The organism is Corynebacterium sp. ACRQJ (genome assembly GCF_022346045.1).
GTDB lineage: Bacteria > Actinomycetota > Actinomycetes > Mycobacteriales > Mycobacteriaceae > Corynebacterium > Corynebacterium evansiae.
In genome coordinates, this window is sequence record NZ_JAKRMT010000012.1 from 59,500 (window position 1) to 73,365 (window position 13,866).

Consider the following 13,866-nt stretch of genomic DNA (forward strand, 5'->3'; position numbering starts at 1 on the left):
CGCTAGGGTAGTGGGCATGGCAAGAAAGAAGCGTCCGACACCCGTTCCGCCCGAGCCGATCGTCCCGCTGTTCGACTCGCATACCCACCTGTGGTCCACAGTGCTGAAGAATCAGCGCCGGCAGGACGTGGTGGGGTCGGACGCAGGGGATAGGACGTTTGGGGAGGAAGATCACCGCCGACTGGTGGGTGAGTTTATGGATCGCGCCTATGCCGTGGGTGTACGCGGCGTGTGCACCGTCGGCGACGGTATCGAAGAGACGGAGAAGGCCTTGCAGGCTGCGGAGTTCCACGACCGCGTGTGGGCGGCCTGCGCCGTGCACCCGACTAAGGCTCAGACGGTGACGGGGGCAGTGCGCGAGCGCTTGCGCGAGATGGCCTTCCACCCGCGCTGCGTAGCGATCGGCGAGACCGGCCTGGATGCGTACTGGATCGGCAAGGATCCAGGAGACGGGGAGGAAACCCCGAGCATCGAGGTGCAGGAAGAGGCGCTGCGATTCCACATCGACCTAGCCTGCGAATCCGGCAAGGCGCTGATGATCCACAACCGTGAGGCCGATGCCGACCTGCTGCGGGTGCTCGCCGACGCGCCGCAGCCGGAGAATGTGATCCTGCACTGCTTTTCCTCCCCGCTGGATGTGGCCAAGGAATCGCTGGATCGCGGCTACGTGCTGTCTTTCGCAGGAAACGTGACCTTCAAGCGCAATGAGGAACTGCGCGAGGCGGCGCGCATTGCCCCGGCGGAACAGATTCTGGTGGAGACCGATGCGCCCTACATGACCCCTGAGCCTTTCCGGGGTGCGCGTAACGAGCCAGCCTTTGTTGGCTACACCGCCGCCTGCGTGGCGGAGCAGCGGGGGATGGCGCCGCAGGAACTGGGAGAGCTGGTCACCGCGAACGCTCAACGGCTCTACGGGATCGATCTGGGCGCTTAGTGCACACTGTGGTTTTACCGGTATCTCTGCAGGTGTCTCCGCTAGTGAGGTTCCTGTTTCTGGTGTGACGCCAGGTAACGAAAAGGTATAGAAATTAATGCATGTTGGGGGTTGTGGCTGCTGTTACCGCAGCTGTACCCCCATATTTGTGATTTGCGGAACAATTTGGCCTGGATCTTTGTTTAACAAGGATCGTTATCGTATTGTGACAAAAGTTGAGAAAATCGGCGTTCGGACGCCCCGTTGCTACGTGCACAGAACGTGGCGAAGTTGAAACCTAAAGGGCGTCAGTAACAAGAGAGGCAACGATCTAGTGTCACCGAAGAAGAAGTCCCACCTGCACCGCATTAACAACACCAGCTCCACCCCGCTGCGCATCGCCACGGGTGGCATGCTCGCGACCCTGGTTGTCGGCGGTGGCGTTGCGGTGGCAGGGCAGAAGTCGGTCACTCTGGACGTCAACGGCGACATCATCCAGGCCAGCACCATGTCCGGCGACGTCGAGGGCGCGCTGAAGTCCGCAGGCGTGGAGATCGACAACCGCGCCATGGTCACCCCGGCGCTGGACGAGGCTATCAGCGACAACTCCAAGATCACTGTCCGCAGCGCCCGCACCGTGGCTCTGACTATCGACGGCAAGCAGGAGAAGATCGATACCACTGCACTGACTGTCGGCTCCTTGCTGGACCAGATCGGCCGCAGCGACGCTGCGAGCGAGCTTTCCCAGGCGCGTAACCAGGAGATCCCGCTCGATGGCATGGAGCTGGAGATCGTTACCCCGAAGAAGTTCACCCTGAACGACGGTGGCAAGGACGGCCGCATGAGCCTGCCTGCCCGCACCGTGGGCGAGATCTTCGAGATGCGTGGCACCCCGCTGGGCAAGGATGACAAGGTCACCCCGGCCGCCAACACCCCTCTGAAGGAGGGCATGCACGTCGAGGTCACCCGCATCGCCAACCGCGAGGAGACCAAGGTCGAGGAGATCCCGGCTCCGGAGCGTGTGAAGGAAGACCCGAACATGCCCGAGGGTGAGGAGAAGGTCGTAGAGAAGGGCGCGCCGGGCAAGGCTCGCGTTGTTGCGACCGTCCGCACTGTCAACGGCGAAGAGGTTAGCCGCGAGGAGAAGTCCAGCAAGGAGATCGCCGCTCCAAAGGAGCGCGTAATCATCCGCGGCACCAAGAAGGCTGACAAGGCCGACGACAAGGGCTCCAACACTGGCGCGGCAGCCCCGGCTGTGGCCAACGGCTCCGTCTGGGATCAGCTGGCACAGTGCGAGGCCGGCGGCGACTGGTCCATCAACACCGGCAACGGCTTCTCTGGTGGCCTGCAGTTCACCCCGTCCACCTGGGCTGCTTTCGGTGGCACCGAGTATGCACCGGCTGCCCACATGGCTACCCGCGAGCAGCAGATCGCAGTTGCCGAGCGCGTGCAGGCCGGACAGGGCTGGGGCGCATGGCCTGCCTGCACCTCCAAGATGGGTCTGCGCTAAGCCTTAGGCCATTGCCGAGCACTGCCGAGCATGGCTGTGCATAGTTATGCACAGCAGCGCAGCAACCTCGGTTTTTATCGGGCACCAGCTCGACTATCCTGTGAATGGTGAATGAACGGAAGATTCGGCTGCTGGGGCCCAATGAGATCCGGCAGCTCGCCGAGGAACTGGACCTAAACCCCACTAAGAAGCTGGGGCAGAACTTCGTCCACGACCCCAACACGGTGCGCAAGATCGTCAAGGCCGCCGATGTCACCGCGGACGACAACGTGGTGGAGATCGGCCCTGGCCTGGGCTCTTTGACCCTCGCGCTGTTGGAAACCGGCGCGAGCGTTACCGCCGTGGAGATCGATCCGCGCCTGGCCGCGAAGCTGCCCGCCACCCTGGAAGAACAGGGCGCAGGCGAGGCCGATGCGGCGGTGATCCTCAAGGACGCGATGGCGGTCACGGCGCAGGACTTTGCCGACGCTGGACGCCCCCTTCCCACCGCACTGGTGGCGAATCTTCCCTATAACGTCTCCGTTCCCGTGCTCTTGCACATGCTGGAGGAGTTCCCCAGTATCGACCGCGTTCTGGTCATGGTGCAGCTGGAAGTCGCCGACCGTCTGGCCGCCGCGCCCGGATCCAAGATCTATGGTGTGCCCAGCGTGAAGGCTGGTTTCTATGGCTCCGTCACCCGCGCGGCGACCATCGGCAAGAACGTCTTTTGGCCAGCGCCGAAGATCGACTCCGGCCTGGTGCGCATCGACCGCTACGCCGAAGGGGCGGAGCCGTGGGCCGGCAGGCAGTCGGGCGCCGAACAGTTTGACGCAGACCAGGGTGTTGGACAGCTGGATGCCGAGCAGCTGCGCCGCGAGGTCTTCGCTCTGGCAGACGCCGCCTTCCTGCAGCGCCGCAAGACGCTGCGCGCCGCCCTTTCCGGCCACTTCGGCAGCGGCCAGGCGGCCGAAGATGCGCTGCGAAGCGCGGGGATCGACCCGACCCTTCGCGGTGAGAAGCTCTCGACGGAACAGTTCGTGCAGCTGGCCGTGGCTTCGCTGAGGGGGGCGCAATGACTGTTTCCCACATCTTCGGTCCGCAGCAGCCCCAGTACCGCTCCGTCACAGCTAGTGCGCACGGCAAGGTGAACCTGCATCTCGGCGTGGGGCCGGCCCGGGAGGACGGATACCACGAGCTCGACACGATCTTTCAGGCCGTCTCGCTGAAGGAAGAGGTCACCGTCGCGCTGCGGGATGCACAAGGTGCGCAGGACGCACATGATGCCGAAGCTGTACGAGAGGCCGAAGTTGCGCAGGAGGCCGCCGACGCGGCGCCGTGCACCTGGAGCGTCTCCGGCTTCGACAGCCACCTGGTGCCACAGGATTCCAGCAACCTGGCGTGGAAGGCCGTTGCCGCAATCCAGAAACTGGCACGAGACGCGCACGTCCCCTGGGCCGACGCGCCCGTGCACATCCACATCGACAAGGGAATTCCCGTTGCCGGCGGAATGGCCGGGGGATCGGCGGATGCGGCAGCCGCGCTGGTTGCGGCGACAGAGCTGTACTTCCCGGACCCGCGTTCCCCGCGCCGCCCGGACGGCGCACAATTGTCCGGCATCGCAGCCGACCTGGGCGCCGACGTGCCCTTCTGCCTGCTCGGCGGCACGGCCCGCGGCACGGGCAAAGGGGAAAACCTCATGCCCGTCATCGCCACGGGCACCTATCACTGGGCCATCGCCACCGACAAGCGCGGCCTATCCACCCCGGAGGTGTTTAGACAGCTGGACCAGCAGCGCGCCGCTGCCTCGGAGGCCAGCCCCAAGGCCGCGCGAGCTGGAAGCCCTGAGGGGCTGATCGCAGCCCTGCGGACAGGCAACCCGGAAGAAGTGGGAAAGCTGCTGGTTAACGACCTGCAAGCCCCGGCCATCAGCCTGCTGCCCAGCCTGCGCGAGACCCTGAAGGCCGCCGAGGAAGCCGGCGCCATCGCCGCAATCGTCTCCGGCTCCGGGCCCACGGTCGCCATGCTATGCGCATCCGCTGACGACGCGGTGGAGGTCGCGACAGCCGTTAGCGTGGCCGGGAAAGCCAGCTCCACGATGACGACGAGTTCCCCAGCTGCGGCTGCGGGCGTCATAAAAAGGGAAGAAGTACTTGAGTAACCTCATCAACCTAGAAAAAGTCTCGAAGAGCTATGGGCTCAAGACCCTGCTCGACGACGTGAGCCTCGGTGTAGACAGCAGCGACCGCATCGGCGTGGTCGGGCTCAACGGCGGTGGTAAGTCCACCCTGCTGAACATCCTGAGCCGGAAGGACGAGCCGGACTCCGGGCGCGTAAGCCACAACAACGACCTGCGCATGGCCATGGTCACCCAGGACGTGTTGCGCGACGCGCCGGAAGGCATGACTGTCGCCGGGGCAGTGCTAGAACCGCTGGGTCTGCAGGAATACGAATGGGCCGGCGACCCGAAGGTGCGTAGCGTACTCAATGGGCTGGACATCGCCCGGCTGGGGCTGGATACTCCCGTGCACTCGCTGTCCGGTGGCGAGCGCCGCCGAACCGGCCTGGCCGCCGCGTTGGTGCAGGATCTGGACCTGCTGATCCTCGACGAGCCGACCAACCACCTGGACGTCGAAGGTGTGCAGTGGCTGGCTGAGCACCTGCTGGGGCGCAACACTGCGCTGGTTGTGGTCACCCACGACCGCTGGTTCCTGGATACCGTCGCCAACCACACCTGGGAGGTGCACGACGGCGCGGTGGACGTCTATGAGGGTGGCTACAACGACTGGACTTTCGCCCGCGCCGAGCGCGCCCGGCAGGCGGACGCGGCCGAGCAGCGCCGCCAGAACCTCGCGCGCAAGGAGTTGGCGTGGCTACGCCGCGGTGCGCCCGCGCGAACCTCGAAGCCGCGCTACCGCATCGAGGCCGCGGAATCCCTGATCGCCGACGTGCCGCCGATGCGCAACAAGGTGGAGCTGATGAGTTTCTCTGCGCGCCGCCAGGGCAAGAAGGTCATCGAGCTGGAGAACGCGCGCATCGCCACCCCGGACGGGCGCACCCTTGTCGAGGACCTGACCTGGCGTTTGGGCCCCGGCGAGCGCATCGGCCTGGTGGGGGTGAACGGTTCCGGCAAGACGACCCTGCTGCGCACCCTGGCGGGCGAGGCGCCGCTGGAGCAGGGGCGCCGCGTCGAGGGCAAGACCGTGCGCCTGGGTTGGCTGCGGCAGGAGCTGGACGACCTGGATCCCACGAAGCGCCTGATCGAGTCGGTCGAGGACGTTGCCAGCTACGTGACCTTCGGCGACAAGGAAATCAGCGCCTCCCAGCTGGCCGAGCGGCTGGGCTTCAGCGCGAAGCGCCAGCGCACGCCCATCGGGGACCTGTCGGGTGGCGAGAAGCGCCGCCTGCAGCTGACCCGCGTGCTGATGGCCGAGCCAAACGTGCTGCTGCTGGACGAACCGACGAACGACCTGGACATCGACACCCTGCAGGAGCTGGAAAGCCTGCTGGACGAATGGCCCGGCACGCTCGTGGTGATTTCCCACGACCGCTACCTGATCGAGCGCATCTGCGATTCCACGTGGGCGCTGTTCGGCGATGGCCGGCTGACGAACCTGCCCGGTGGCATTGAGCAGTACCTGGAGCGCCGCAAACAGGAGGCCAGCGATGAGGGGCGCAAGAACACGCTGACCTTCGACGCTGCGGATTCTGGTTCTGGTAGCTCCGGCGCCGCCGGTTCTGGCGCTGTTTCTTCTGGACGCCCCAGCCTCGGCGCCAAGGAGGTTCACGCGCTCACCAAGGAAATGAGTGCGCTGGAAAGGAAGATGTCCAAGATCGAGCAGAAGATTAACTCCATCCACGAGAAGATGAACGAGGTGGCGGAGAAGGCAGCCACCGGCGAGCCCGTGACGGACGAGCTGGCCGCACTGGATAAGGACCTGAAGGCCAACCAGGAGGAACGCGGCGAGCTGGAGATGCAGTGGCTAGAAATCGGGGAGAAGCTTGAAGATAGCTGATGTCGCCTCCACCGCAGAGGAGGAAATCACTGGGAGGCTGAGCGCTGCCAGGGATCAGTGGGAGGCCCACGTGGATCCCGGCGGTGTGATCGTCGGCGCGCTGCTGTTCGCGGCTTCGCTGACGCCCTCGCTGCTGCCGCGCGACTGGCTGTTTCAGGGCGTGGTCGCGGGTATCTCCGGTGGCACCGGCTACACCGTTGGCGTGTTCTTGCACTGGCTGTGGGAGGCCTTCCTGCAACGGCGCTTCAATGAGCCCATGGGACGGGGCCGACGCAAGGCCTTGGGGCTGCTAGAGAAGCTGCAGGACAGGCTGGAGCTCAGCGACCGGGGGATGCGGAAGCTGAAGAATGGCCTGGAGATCGGCTTCGTGGCAGTCGTGATCCTGGCACTACTTGTGTGGGTTTCCTTCGCCGTGCGCTGGCAGCGAGAGCTGGCACATCTGATGGACGCGGAGGCTTATACGGCGGCGGAGTTCCTGCTGGTGCTGCCCATCGGCATCGGACTGTGGGCGCTGATCGTGCTGGTGGGCAAGGGTCTGTTGTGGCTGATCGAGGCCTTGGAAGATGGCCCCGTGGGGCGCCGTTTGGGTGGGGTTACCCGCCCGCTGTTCGCCTGGTTGGCCGTCGGCATGGCCTTGCTTTTCCTGGTGGATACCGTCGTTCCCGGCACGGTTGTCAGCGCCACCGAACGGGTGTTTTCGGTCCGGGATCAGGAGATTCGGGAAGACCTGGTGCAACCCCAGGTGCCGGAGCGCTCCGGTAGCCCGCAGTCGCCCAACAAGTGGGAGGACCTGGGGGCCTTCGGCACTAGGTTCGTCGGCTTGGGGCTGTACAAGGATGAGCTGGAAGATCTGACCGGCCGGCCCAGCAAGGAACCCATCCGTGTGTACGCCAGCCTGGAAAACGGTGCAGAGGATACGGATAAAGCCCGGGCGGAAAGCGTAGTCGAGGAGTTGAAGCGGACGGGCGCGAAGGACCGCGAGGCGTTGCTCGTGGTGCCCGCGACCGGCACCGGGTGGGTGAACCCCACGGCCGCCCAGGCCTTCGAGCTGATGTTCGACGGCGATTCCGCGATCGCCTCCGCCCAGTACTCCTACCTGCCCAGTGGCGTGCAGTTCATCGCTGACCAGCAGCGCGTGGAAGACGCGGGAGAGGCGCTGGTCTCCACCATCGTGGACTGGTGGCACACCCTGCCGGAAAACGACCGCCCGAAGCTGTATGTCTACGGTGAATCGCTGGGCACCAACGCGGGCAGTGGGGCATTCTCTGGCGTGCGCGACATCGTCTCTAGCGTGGATGGTCTGCTGTGGGTGGGGCCGCCAAACTCAAACAAGCTGTGGCACGACCTGGTGGATCGGCGAGACCCCGGCTCGCCGCAAGTGTCTGCGGAATACGCGGGCGGGCTGAATGTCCGCTTTGCGGAGAACTCCGATGAGATCTGGCGGTGGCGTCGAGAAGAAGACCTGACCTCGCGCGCCGGGTGGCACCAACCGCGAATCCTGTTTATCCAGCACCCTTCGGATCCGGTGGTGTGGTGGTCGCCGTCGCTGATCGCCCAGGAACCCGATTGGCTGAAGGAACCGGCCGGCTTTGACCGCTCGCTGTCTATGTCCTGGATCCCGTTTGTTACCTTCTGGCAGGTCACCATGGACCTCCCGGTTGCGGCTAACGTGCCGAACGGCCACGGGCACAACTACGGCAACAGCGTGCTGGACGGGATGCTGGCGATGGTCGGCGGGCGGGACTTCAACCCGCAGCGCGCCGAGGAGCTGCGGAAGCAGCTGGACGAGGCGATGGAATCGCAAGGCCCGGAGAAGGAAGTCGGCGTGGACAACGGCTAGGGCCGGAGGCAGTACCGAGTGCAGGGACGGGCATGTCGGATCAGCTGGACATCTGCCAACACTCGGGTGCACAGCGTAGGGTGGGGCACCATGATCCTTATCAACGTAAAATAACCAAAAACCACACCACGACCAGGCCACTAACCACCAACAACACGCAAACCACCACGCCGATCCCGCACCGATCCCGCACCAGACAACACACCCGCAATCACATCCGCCGCCACATCATCACCACCCGGCACGAAATGCGCATACACATCCAACGTCACCCGAGCCGACGCATGCCCCAACCGACGCTGCACAGCCTTCACCGGCACACCAGCAGACAACAACTCCGTCGCATGAAAATGCCGAAACGCATGCGGCCTCACAGGATCAACCCCCACCACCAAACACAACCGACGCAACGCCTGCGCATACTTCTCCGCCGTCATCGGCACCCCACCCCACCGAGTATGAAACACACGCTCATCCACACGCGGCAACGAATCGACAGCCTCCAAAGTCTCCGCATCCACACTCAACGACCGAATACCCTTATCACCAGTCTTCAACGGTCGCGTGCCCGCCCCCGTCCGCATAGCCTGCTCCATCACCAGAACCTGACCATTATCGAAATCCACGTTCTGCCACCGCAGGCCGGCCACCTCACCGGGACGCAACCCCGTCGCAGCACTCACACGGATCATTACAGACAGATCAGGATGCGCCTGGAACCACGAATACTTCTTACCCTTCTCACGCTTTCCATAGCCTGTACGTGCGTACCGTATCAGCTGGTCGATCTGCTCTTTGGTGGGTATGTCATGCCATGTCACGCGCGTAGTGGGAGCGGGCGCGGTCACACGGCGCGCAGGATTCTTCGGGATCAACCCATCATCCACCGCCTGCTCAAGCACGAGCTTCACATTGGCGAGCGCACTCGACACAGCCGACACACCTAGTGGTGCCCCACCCTTCCAAGGCCTACCGGTCTGTAATGTCGCCACCCAGGCGCGGATATCGGCAGGGGCAAGCGTACCGACAGGTTGGTCAGCCAGATCACCGAGGTTACGCATCATGGACACACGGAACGGCCTGGACACCTCAGTGCCGGCATTGATCCAATCCTCGACAAGGGTGCCGAGCGTGGTTTTCTCCTTAGACGGGTCTGCCCATGTCCCGCGGGTGAGTGCGACCTGCTGGTCGGCGATGTGCTGCTTCGCCTCGCGCTGTGTGTCGAATGACCTCGAGTGCTCTCGCCCGGTCTTGTCACGGTAGCGGGCGACCCAACGGGTCTTACCTGTTTTAGTGGTGCGTTTCTGGACGCTCATGGTCTTGGTTCTTCCTACGGAGGGGCACGATACGACTACAGGCCAAGCGCTTTAGCCTTCGCCGCCGCAAACTCCTCATCAGTGAGCACACCCTGGGCATGCAATTCAGCTAACTGGGCAAGCTGATCAACATTGCCAGCGGGAGCAGCTGAAGCGCCCGATGTGGCCTTCGGCGCGTCCAACTGTTCCCGCAGCACGCGCGCTAACGCTTCGGCCTCATCCCCAAGAATCTTCTCCACCTTGATCGACTCATTCGAGGTCACAATCTCCACCTCGCCATACATCACGCCAGACTCGACGTTCACGGCGCTGATCTTCTCCAGTCCCACAGTCCGGCTGCGTGTGACCGTCCCGAGTGCGGAGTCCTCGACCAGCAGCACCCGCCGATCCGTCACCACAATGGTTGCGTTCTTCTTCATTGCCAGCCCCATCGCAGCAATGGAAATCTGCTCGCCGGGGGACAGCTCCTCTAGCACTCGGTTGCGCACCAGAACGTTCTTAGTGCTCTTGATCCCGTGGGTGTGTGCGGCGTTTGCCCAGCCGGCGTCATCGAGCAGGTTGTCGATGCTGCCGAGTGTTCTATATGCCCACTTCTGTGCATCCATCGCCTCGGCCTCAACGGTCAGGAGGCTCCCCTCGATAGTGAAAGTGGCGGTTTGCTTCTGCCACATCACCTTCCGGAAGAACGTCACCGCGTCGTCATGGCGGGTGATGTCGACCTTGGGGAAGCTCGTACGACCGTATTCCTCAATAGCGTCAAGTACTTGGTGTGCTGGGGTCTTGATGGTTCGTTGGGTTTTCATGCTGCTTTCCTTAGTGTGAGTTGGTTTTCGTAGATTGATTGCCATGCTTCGACGAGGTGGCGGGTTACGCCTAGTTCATCGGCGATGGCTCCTGGGTGGCCGTCATGGAGTAGTTCTGCCTGCGCGTACTCATCAATGGTGATGAGAGTATTAGCCGCCCATTTGTCGGCTTGGCGTTCCTGTTTGCCATCGCTGCAGGCGTGATGGCGTTGTAGTGCGTGGCCGAGTTCGTGGGCGAGTGTGCAGAGTGTTTGTGTGTCGCTCATGTCGGCGCGGAGGCTGATCTGTCTGGTGGATGGTAGCCATGCGCCTTTGGGTCCTCCGGTGTGCCATGTGATGTGGATGTGGTGGAGGGTGGCGAGGTCGTGGAGGCTTTTAGTCATCGTATCCAGGGTTTTCCTCCTTCCATCTGAGTTGATCTTCGTCGGGGGAGTGGTCGGCGGCGTGGGGTTGGGTTTCGTCCCATGGGGTGACGGTGCCGTCATCATAGGGGTTGGGTTGGACATCTGGGCTGGTGGTGTTCGATTTCTTGGCGCGTCGTTCGGTGAGCTCGTCAATTGGTGTGTCTAGTGCGCCGTGGGCTTTGCCGAGTTTCATGCGGCGGAGGACTTCATCTGCGAGTTGGTCTTCGGAGACTGTGCGGATGGCGTGGGCTGGGTCTACTTGTTGTGCCCATTTTTCGTCGAGGTAGCCGGTGTCGACGAGTGCGCCGACGGGGTGGTGTCCGTATGCGATGGCGATGGCGATCACGTTCTCTGGGGATAGATTGCCTTTTTCTAGCTGGGTGGCGAGGGTGCGCGGAGCTAACCCAATCTTTTTGGCGGTCGCTCGGACTGAATTGTCCGTCACTGATTCGAGCCATTGCGTGTGTTCCATGCCTTAAAAGCTACCCCACACCGCCCTATGTGGGCAACATTTCGCACAGCTGCGACCTGCGAAAATAAAACTTTTTTAAAAATCATTTGCGTAATTTCACCAATGTGTGCTTAACTAAGCACAGGTAAGCGAAGAACAGCACACCGAGGAGGTGACCAAACCTAATGCGCATAGACCCCAGAGTCCTTGAAGACGCAATGAGCAAAACCGGAAGCAACAGTCTTGACGAGCTTGGGTGGAAATTCCTAGGCAAAACCGGAACCACAATCCGGAACTACCACAGTGGAAAATCCACCCCATCCATCGCAACGCTCATGATCCTGAAGCGAATCACCGGACGCCCCCTCGACGACATGATCCTCACCGACGACCCCCGCGCCGCATAAACACCCCGCGACCCAGCACAAGAAAAAGAACAACCAAATGACAACCTCAATCAACTACCTACAAAGTCTCGCGCACGGCTACGAGTCGCACATCTGCAACGAGCTACTGAAAGAACACCGTGACATGGATGCCATCAACCGTGCCGTCGAAGACCTCCGCGAGGTGCGGGCGCAGATCGACGAGCAGGTTGCAGCACTCATGGCATGAGCTGCACCTAAATAGTCCGGTTCGTCTGGGAGGGGAAGCCTGGACGAGCCACCACGAAGCGTCACAGTGACGTTTCGCGCCCTAGGTAGACCATGCCGGAGTGCAATTCCCCGGTAGGGCACAAGGCCACCAATGGCCGAGTTCTTTGACAACTAAATATCACCGTCTGCGATACGGGCGGGGCGAGCGCTGGTTCTTAGACGCGCCATGACCCCCGCAAGCCCTTGACTAGGGCAGGCACCCCACCCGCCAGTGGGAGGTAACTACAGACGACACAGACCCTCACAAGGTTGTTTGCACGCGATCACCAGCCACGCCAGCCACTAGGCGCGCGCTACGTGACGTGCAAGACAGGTTCGAGTCCTGCCGAGGGTACTAGGGGCGTAGCGGTCGACCTTCCGACGTTTCGTCGCCGCGTAAGCCCACCCCACGACCACCCGCGAAGAGTGCGAGGGTGACGCTGCGCCCCTTCCCCTAAAACACAACAAACCCCACCCAGATCATCGCCTAATCAATTCTGATCCAGATGGGGTGCTGCTGTTCTGCCATTCACCAAAAACAAGGTCACAAGAAAGGACAAAAGCTGTGACCCAACCCAAATTTTACACCATACCCGAGGCTGCAGAAATACTGCGGATACCGCCCGGCACCCTGTACCGCCATGCCCGCGAGGGCCGGCTCGCCCACCTCAACCCCATCCGTATCGGGAACTCCACCCGAATCCCCGTCGAATCCATCACCCCCAAGGAGGACGCATCATGAGCCGTCACGATGACACCCCAATCACAGAACGGATCATCCCGTCAGCCCACCCTGCAATCCAGGGCGCGCAACAGCGCCTCATTAACGAGATCGACGAGTGGCTGGAAGCGGACGATGATTACACCGATGACGCGGCACCCTACCAGCTCAATGATGAGCAGAGGGTGACCTTGTTCGACATGATCGCAGCATCTCTGGCGGCTATCACCATCGCGGGCACAATCCTGCTGATCGCCTGGCACTTGGGGAGGTTGCTCGTCTAATGCCACTGATCGACCCATACGACCACGACGATTCCACCCCGCCGCCGCCGTTTTGGTTCTCCCTCGGTTTTGCCGTGGGCATGGGCGTCATCATCATCTGCGTAATCCTGCTGACCTAGAAAGCCCCCCCATTGAAAGACCTTGAAACCCAGCTGCGCGAGATGAAACTCGACAAGCTAGTCACCACCACACACGACTACATGCTGACCCACGACACCATCCCGGAAGCGTACGTCACCGAGCTGCTACACCGCATCACGCTCCTGCGCTCCCGCAACCGTGAGCTCTCCACGCAGGTCAGCAGACTATCCAAATCACCAAAGGGGACGCCCGGTGATCGGCTACGCCGTGAGATTAATGCCAACGTGCAGTCGATCCGCGCGATCTGCGACCGCATCACCAGCGACACCCGACACATCAGATAGGAGCCAACCATGGCACCCTACGTCCCCATCCCCGCGGGATTCCATGACGTAGTGCAACGACAGATCGTGCGCTACGGCACAGACCTAGCCGCAGAAATATGCGGCCTCTCCACACAGACACTCCTCGTCTACGCCAGTCCGGATCACGGTAGGACAAAGATCAACGAATCCACTCTGGATCTACTGGTCACTAGGTTCAACCTAGACCCGAACTTCCTCACCACACCACAGGGCGCAGCATGAGCCGCCCGGTAACGAACTTTGACCGTGCGATCGATATCGCCGCCTACATGGACGAAGTAGGCGAAAGCCTATTCGAGCTCGTGCACCAGCTACACGTCGCCGGCCTCATCACGCCCGACCCTGGCGAGAGCAGCGTCACCTACTACGACCTGTACGAGCCGGACGATTCGGCACCCGTTTACCGACCAGAACCTAAGGAGGATGCTTCATGACCAGCAACCAGGAGCGCTTGGAAGAACTACGCCAGCAGGCTAAAACTCTCGCGGAGCAGATCGAACAGCTGGAAGACCAGCTCAACAACACGCCACCCACCACCGGACTACTACGCC

17 protein-coding genes are annotated in these 13,866 nt (G+C 62.4%); 13 read left to right on the top strand and 4 right to left on the bottom strand.

The window, feature by feature from the left end:
- The first annotated feature begins 16 nt into the window (after positions 1-16).
- From MHX52_RS07595 to MHX52_RS07620, 6 genes are all read left to right on the top strand, one after another.
- A complete protein-coding gene (locus tag MHX52_RS07595) occupies positions 17-934 on the top strand; it encodes a TatD family hydrolase (RefSeq protein WP_239317484.1) in 918 nt (305 codons plus the stop codon).
- A gap of 313 nt (positions 935-1,247) precedes the next feature.
- Entirely contained in the window at positions 1,248-2,423 is a 1,176-nt protein-coding gene (locus MHX52_RS07600) for a resuscitation-promoting factor (protein WP_070487942.1), read from the top strand.
- A 104-nt stretch (positions 2,424-2,527) separates the two neighbouring features.
- The gene (rsmA, locus tag MHX52_RS07605; protein ID WP_049049187.1) at positions 2,528-3,478 is read left to right on the top strand and encodes a 16S rRNA (adenine(1518)-N(6)/adenine(1519)-N(6))-dimethyltransferase RsmA; all 951 of its coding nucleotides are present in this window, start codon (positions 2,528-2,530) and stop codon (positions 3,476-3,478) included.
- Positions 3,475-4,560 (top strand): 4-(cytidine 5'-diphospho)-2-C-methyl-D-erythritol kinase, encoded by a 1,086-nt coding sequence (locus MHX52_RS07610; RefSeq protein WP_239317486.1) that lies wholly within the window; start codon positions 3,475-3,477, stop codon positions 4,558-4,560. Before rsmA ends, MHX52_RS07610 begins: the two co-directional genes overlap by 4 nt.
- On the top strand, positions 4,553-6,415 hold the full coding sequence (locus MHX52_RS07615; RefSeq protein WP_239317488.1) for an ABC-F family ATP-binding cassette domain-containing protein: 1,863 nt from the start codon (positions 4,553-4,555) through the stop codon (positions 6,413-6,415). The genes MHX52_RS07610 and MHX52_RS07615 overlap by 8 nt, the downstream gene beginning before the upstream one ends.
- Entirely contained in the window at positions 6,402-8,255 is a 1,854-nt protein-coding gene (locus tag MHX52_RS07620) for an alpha/beta-hydrolase family protein (protein ID WP_239317490.1), read from the top strand. The genes MHX52_RS07615 and MHX52_RS07620 overlap by 14 nt, the downstream gene beginning before the upstream one ends.
- A gap of 140 nt (positions 8,256-8,395) precedes the next feature.
- On the opposite strand, the gene MHX52_RS07625 is transcribed toward MHX52_RS07620, so the two are convergent.
- The 4 genes from MHX52_RS07625 to MHX52_RS07640 are packed head-to-tail and all read right to left on the bottom strand — an operon-like array spanning position 8,396 to position 11,250.
- On the bottom strand, positions 8,396-9,571 hold the full coding sequence (locus MHX52_RS07625; RefSeq protein WP_239317492.1) for a site-specific integrase: 1,176 nt from the start codon (positions 9,569-9,571) through the stop codon (positions 8,396-8,398).
- Positions 9,572-9,606: 35 nt separating this feature from the next.
- Entirely contained in the window at positions 9,607-10,374 is a 768-nt protein-coding gene (locus tag MHX52_RS07630) for a PH domain-containing protein (RefSeq protein ID WP_239317494.1), read from the bottom strand.
- Positions 10,371-10,757 (bottom strand): ImmA/IrrE family metallo-endopeptidase, encoded by a 387-nt coding sequence (locus MHX52_RS07635; RefSeq protein WP_239317496.1) that lies wholly within the window; start codon positions 10,755-10,757, stop codon positions 10,371-10,373. The genes MHX52_RS07630 and MHX52_RS07635 overlap by 4 nt, the downstream gene beginning before the upstream one ends.
- The gene (locus tag MHX52_RS07640; protein ID WP_239317497.1) at positions 10,750-11,250 is read right to left on the bottom strand and encodes a helix-turn-helix transcriptional regulator; all 501 of its coding nucleotides are present in this window, start codon (positions 11,248-11,250) and stop codon (positions 10,750-10,752) included. The genes MHX52_RS07635 and MHX52_RS07640 overlap by 8 nt, the downstream gene beginning before the upstream one ends.
- Before the next feature lie 164 nt (positions 11,251-11,414).
- Here MHX52_RS07640 and MHX52_RS07645 point away from each other — a divergent pair, with 164 nt between their 5' ends.
- The 7 genes from MHX52_RS07645 to MHX52_RS07675 all read left to right on the top strand — a co-directional run bounded on the left by MHX52_RS07645 (position 11,415) and on the right by MHX52_RS07675 (position 13,749).
- The gene (locus MHX52_RS07645) at positions 11,415-11,636 is read left to right on the top strand and encodes a hypothetical protein (RefSeq protein WP_239317499.1); all 222 of its coding nucleotides are present in this window, start codon (positions 11,415-11,417) and stop codon (positions 11,634-11,636) included.
- Positions 11,637-11,673: 37 nt separating this feature from the next.
- Positions 11,674-11,844, top strand: coding sequence for a hypothetical protein (locus MHX52_RS07650; RefSeq protein ID WP_239317501.1), 171 nt, complete (start codon positions 11,674-11,676; stop codon positions 11,842-11,844).
- A gap of 585 nt (positions 11,845-12,429) precedes the next feature.
- Positions 12,430-12,606 carry a helix-turn-helix domain-containing protein gene (locus MHX52_RS07655; protein ID WP_239317503.1) on the top strand — a complete coding sequence of 59 codons (177 nt, stop codon included), beginning with the start codon at positions 12,430-12,432 and terminating at the stop codon, positions 12,604-12,606.
- Entirely contained in the window at positions 12,603-12,869 is a 267-nt protein-coding gene (locus tag MHX52_RS07660) for a hypothetical protein (RefSeq protein WP_239317505.1), read from the top strand. The genes MHX52_RS07655 and MHX52_RS07660 overlap by 4 nt, the downstream gene beginning before the upstream one ends.
- A gap of 131 nt (positions 12,870-13,000) precedes the next feature.
- The gene (locus MHX52_RS07665) at positions 13,001-13,294 is read left to right on the top strand and encodes a hypothetical protein (RefSeq protein ID WP_239317506.1); all 294 of its coding nucleotides are present in this window, start codon (positions 13,001-13,003) and stop codon (positions 13,292-13,294) included.
- 9 nt (positions 13,295-13,303) lie between these two features.
- Positions 13,304-13,537 (top strand): hypothetical protein, encoded by a 234-nt coding sequence (locus MHX52_RS07670; RefSeq protein ID WP_239317510.1) that lies wholly within the window; start codon positions 13,304-13,306, stop codon positions 13,535-13,537.
- Positions 13,534-13,749, top strand: coding sequence for a hypothetical protein (locus MHX52_RS07675; protein ID WP_239317513.1), 216 nt, complete (start codon positions 13,534-13,536; stop codon positions 13,747-13,749). The genes MHX52_RS07670 and MHX52_RS07675 overlap by 4 nt, the downstream gene beginning before the upstream one ends.
- The last annotated feature ends 117 nt before the right edge of the window (positions 13,750-13,866 follow it).

Bases quoted from the DNA above. Each gene is read 5' to 3' on its own strand.
- MHX52_RS07645 (WP_239317499.1), top strand. From the start codon at position 11,415: ATGCGCATAGACCCCAGAGTCCTTGAAGACGCAATGAGCAAAACCGGA.
- MHX52_RS07670 (WP_239317510.1), top strand. From the start codon at position 13,304: ATGGCACCCTACGTCCCCATCCCCGCGGGATTCCATGACGTAGTGCAA.
- rsmA (WP_049049187.1), top strand. From the start codon at position 2,528: ATGGTGAATGAACGGAAGATTCGGCTGCTGGGGCCCAATGAGATCCGG.
- MHX52_RS07610 (WP_239317486.1), top strand. From the start codon at position 3,475: ATGACTGTTTCCCACATCTTCGGTCCGCAGCAGCCCCAGTACCGCTCC.
- MHX52_RS07635 (WP_239317496.1), bottom strand. From the start codon at position 10,757: ATGACTAAAAGCCTCCACGACCTCGCCACCCTCCACCACATCCACATC.
- MHX52_RS07675 (WP_239317513.1), top strand. From the start codon at position 13,534: ATGAGCCGCCCGGTAACGAACTTTGACCGTGCGATCGATATCGCCGCC.
- MHX52_RS07650 (WP_239317501.1), top strand. From the start codon at position 11,674: ATGACAACCTCAATCAACTACCTACAAAGTCTCGCGCACGGCTACGAG.
- MHX52_RS07630 (WP_239317494.1), bottom strand. From the start codon at position 10,374: ATGAAAACCCAACGAACCATCAAGACCCCAGCACACCAAGTACTTGAC.
- MHX52_RS07625 (WP_239317492.1), bottom strand. From the start codon at position 9,571: ATGAGCGTCCAGAAACGCACCACTAAAACAGGTAAGACCCGTTGGGTC.
- MHX52_RS07595 (WP_239317484.1), top strand. From the start codon at position 17: ATGGCAAGAAAGAAGCGTCCGACACCCGTTCCGCCCGAGCCGATCGTC.
- MHX52_RS07640 (WP_239317497.1), bottom strand. From the start codon at position 11,250: ATGGAACACACGCAATGGCTCGAATCAGTGACGGACAATTCAGTCCGA.
- MHX52_RS07660 (WP_239317505.1), top strand. From the start codon at position 12,603: ATGAGCCGTCACGATGACACCCCAATCACAGAACGGATCATCCCGTCA.